This is a genomic window from Ferruginibacter sp. (assembly GCF_031430955.1).
Classification (GTDB): domain Bacteria; phylum Bacteroidota; class Bacteroidia; order Chitinophagales; family Chitinophagaceae; genus Ferruginibacter.
The window spans coordinates 1-3882 of the sequence record NZ_JANPCM010000019.1 but is presented as its reverse complement, the minus strand read 5'-3'; the positions used below and the strand labels follow the sequence as shown (position 1 = coordinate 3882).

Genomic DNA, 3882 nt, shown 5'->3' with positions numbered 1-3882 from the left:
AGCAGGGTATTTTATATTTTTTTCTACAGAGGGATAAGTGTAGCTGTAACCTTTACCTGGTTGCAATAATAATTTTATGTCCAGCATTTTTGTAACAAGCGGCAGCCAGCTTCCGGTTGCAACAACAACCTGGTCGAAATTAAATTTTCCTTTGTCGGTAATAACAGCAGCAATTGTTTTGCCGCTTTTTTCAAATCCCGTAACGGTGGTGTTAAGCTGCAGTTTAACACCTTTCTCTACCAAATAATTTTTTAATGCCAGCATCATTTTGCCGGGATTAAAATGGCAATCGTCTTTAAATAAAACTGCACCGGCAACATTTACTTCTACATTGGGTTCTAATTTTTGTACATCGGCTTTTTGTAAACGTTCCACTTTTAAACCAAACTGCTCCGCTTCATCTGCCAAATGAAATTCGTGGTCTAATGTTTTTTGTTGCTTACACATCATCAGGCAACCAATAGTTTCCATTTCAAAATTGTCGCCAATATCTGTACGCAAATCATTTATAAGCCTGCGGCTTAATTGTAAAATATTATTTAAATGAGGCGCATTTTTTTGTACAGTTGCTGCGTTACTGTTTTTCCAAAAATGATAGCCCCATTCCATTAACTCTAAACTCAATCTTGGTTTAATATAAAATGGCGAAGAAGGACTGAGCATCCATTTTAAACCCTGGCTAATAATGCCCGGGCTGGCCAATGGCACAAAATGGCTTGGAGATATATAGCCCATATTACCAAACGAACAGCCATCGGTGATATCGCCACGCTCAATAACTGTTACATCGTAACCTTGTTTTTGTAAATAGTAAGCACTGCATAATCCAATTACACCGCCTCCAATAATAGTTACCTTCATACCCACTGCCCAGTAAAGGGGAACCTCAATTCAAAACTATACTGCTGCATAGCACAGAAAAAAATGAATTAAGTTTTGATTATTAAAATGATTTCTATGCAAATCAAAAATATTTTTAAAAATACGCTTTTCTTTAGTCTCCCAAATGCGTTTTACAAAACCTGAAACCCCAATGCATACGGATCATCACCAGTATCAATAGTAATAGAATTGTACCCGTAAATTTTAGCCCAGCCTTCAATACTTGGCCGAATAGCCGCTTTATCCCCAAGCATAACCTCTTCTTCAATTCTGCCGGTAAATTTACTGCCAATTATGCTTTCGTGGATAAATTCATCTCCTTTTTTTAATTTGCCTTTGGCGTACCACTGCGCCATACGTGCCGAAGTGCCCGTGCCGCAAGGGCTGCGGTCAATAGCTTTATCACCATAAAAAACGGCATTCCGTGCTGTTGATGTTTTATCCAGTACCGCACCCGTCCATAAAATATGACTGCAACCTTTTATTGTTTCATCTTCCGGATGTACAAATTCATATTTGGCGTTGATATTTTTTCTTAATTCTCTTGCCCAACTTATTAATTTATCAGCAGTATAATTTTCTAATCCTTTAAATTTTTTTTGTACATCTACAATGGCATAAAAATTCCCGCCATAACTCACATCAATAATTAATTCGCCTAACTCAGGGCAATCAACTGTTAATTCTGTTGCTGCTAAATAAGAAGCTACGTTTGTTAGTTTTACTGATTTTACTTTTCCGTTTTGTTCAGTATAAGTAATGTTGACTAACCCCGCCGGGGCTTCCATCTTTACAATACCTTTTACTTTGGGCTGTATCAATCCTTCTTCAATCGCAATTGTTATTGTTCCAATTGTTCCATGGCCGCACATGGGCAGGCAACCGCTGGTTTCAATAAATAAAACAGCCACATCATTTTCTGGATCATGTGGTGAATATAAAATACTCCCACTCATCATGTCGTGCCCACGGGGTTCGTACATTAATCCTTTTCTTATCCAGTCAAATTCTTTTAAAAAATGCTGGCGTTTATCACTCATGTTATTGCCTTGCAATACCGGGCCGCCTTCTTTTACAAGGCGTACGGGATTGCCGCAGGTGTGGGCATCAATGCAGGTAAATGTTTGTTTCATTTTATCTTTCAAAATTAAGAGAGTCCGTTCAAACTCTTGGAGGGTTATTTTAGCCTTTCATTTATTTTAAGGCTATACAAAACCCTCCAAGAGTTTTGTACCAGTTTGCTCATCGCAAACTCTTGGAGGGGTTATTGCAATCTCAGATTTTTTTAAGGCTTTTGCAAAACCCTCCAAGAGTTTTGTACTGCTATTCTAAAAATTTATATTTCGGATCAATTGGTTGCTCGTGATATTTGATAAACTGATCTAACCCTCCAAACATATCCAGGACATAATTTCTTTCCAACTTTGTTGGCATGTTACTTAAAAATTTTTTGTAGGAAGTATGTGGCCAGTCTTCAAGCGATTTTACAAATCTATGATGCACAGGATTTGCATGCAGGTAATGCACCACCTTACAAAATGAATTGTCAGTATTAATTTCTTCGCTTTTCAAATTCTGCATAAATAAACTGCCTTTGCGATTATAAAATTTATTAAATGATTGGGTGTAGCTATTGAAAAAGTTTGAATAGGCTTTATTGGCTTTTTTAAATAAGTAATCCTGCTGGTTAAACACAAGTTGGTTATTGTTGGATAGTATTTGCTTTGTTTTTATTTGCTGTTCAAATTGTTTTGTTAATTCTTCTTCTGTTTTAAGTTGTGCTAAAAGGTGAAAATGGTTGGCATTAAGCTGTAGGCATATATTCTGGAAACCGGCAAAATATGTGTATTCATTTGCTGTAGAAAGAAAAAATAATTCCTTTCTTCTAAAAAGATATTTTCATTGCCATTTGCATGGTTATAAAGATGATAAAAATTACCCGGCTGCATATTTTTTATAATTATAGATGTAAGCTTTCTTATACAAATTTTTTTGGTGCCTCGATAAAACACTTGGAGGGTTTTACAAACACTTCAAGTATTAAGAAACTAAGCAAAACCCTCCAAGTGTTATGAAGAGTCGGCAAAACCCAAAAGAGTTTTAAGGAATTACGTATCATTTTTTCACCGCCACACCCACCATACTATCCGCCGTGCCGTAATATAAAAAATATTGATTTTTAAAGTATACCAGTCCTTCAATAAATGTTGTACCCGAAGTATATTGACCTTTTATTTCGTGCGGTAAATCTGGTTTAATAAAATAAGTAGTGCAGCGGTCCAATAATTTTTCAGGATGTTTGGCATCAAACAAAGCCTGGCCACCACAATAAATTCCTTTTGCAAGCAAAGGGTCTGCGTCATCATTTTCTGCATTCTTTCCATTATATAATAAAACAATTCCTTTATTGGTAAGTATTGCCGGCGGGCCGGGTTCTACTACATGGCTGTCGAACATTTTTTTTCTTGCAGTTAATATTGGTATCAATTCTTTATTGTTATCTGTTAACGGTATCCAGTTAATTAAATCGGTTGATGCTGCTAAATACACGGGGCCTTCGCCCCAATACATCCAGTACTTACCATTAATTTTTGCAGCAATAAATTTTCCATTTTTTAATTTTGTAACAACCGACCCGGATTTACTCCAGGTGTTTAAATATTTTCCATCATAAGCTTTTAAAAAAGCAGGCCCTTGTTTTTTCCAATGCAATAAATCATTTGATGTGGCTACACTTAATCTTGCAACATCCCGGTTCCAACTGGTGTACATCAAAACATAACTTCCCTTTTCGTTTTCAACTATTCTTGGGTCTTCACAACCGCCTGGGTAATCGTATTTAATAAATTCGCTGCTGTCGGGGTATAATACCGGCTCAGGATTTTTTTTAAAATGAATGCCGTCATCACTCACAGCTATTCCAATCCTGGAAGTACGCATACCAATACCCACGCCGGGAATATCTTCGGCTCGAAATAAAATATATACTTTATTATTTCT

General features: G+C 36.5%; 4 protein-coding genes. All 4 read right to left on the bottom strand.

Going from position 1 to position 3882, the window contains the following annotated elements:
* A partial coding sequence (locus ACY65O_RS00540) for an FAD-dependent oxidoreductase (protein WP_462218893.1) occupies positions 1 to 861 on the bottom strand: 861 nt, incomplete at its 3' end.
* Positions 862 to 1013: 152 nt separating this feature from the next.
* Positions 1014 to 2015, bottom strand: a complete 1002-nt coding sequence (locus ACY65O_RS00535; protein ID WP_462218892.1) for a 4-hydroxyproline epimerase — start codon at positions 2013 to 2015, stop codon at positions 1014 to 1016.
* Between the two features lie 190 nt (positions 2016 to 2205).
* Positions 2206 to 2463 (bottom strand): hypothetical protein, encoded by a 258-nt coding sequence (locus ACY65O_RS00530; protein ID WP_462218891.1) that lies wholly within the window; start codon positions 2461 to 2463, stop codon positions 2206 to 2208.
* Between the two features lie 534 nt (positions 2464 to 2997).
* The coding region (locus tag ACY65O_RS00525; protein WP_462218890.1) for a glycoside hydrolase family 130 protein at positions 2998 to 3882 on the bottom strand (885 nt) is incomplete at its 5' end.

Bases quoted from the DNA above. Each gene is read 5' to 3' on its own strand.
- ACY65O_RS00535 (WP_462218892.1), bottom strand. From the start codon at position 2,015: ATGAAACAAACATTTACCTGCATTGATGCCCACACCTGCGGCAATCCC.
- ACY65O_RS00530 (WP_462218891.1), bottom strand. From the start codon at position 2,463: ATGCAGAATTTGAAAAGCGAAGAAATTAATACTGACAATTCATTTTGT.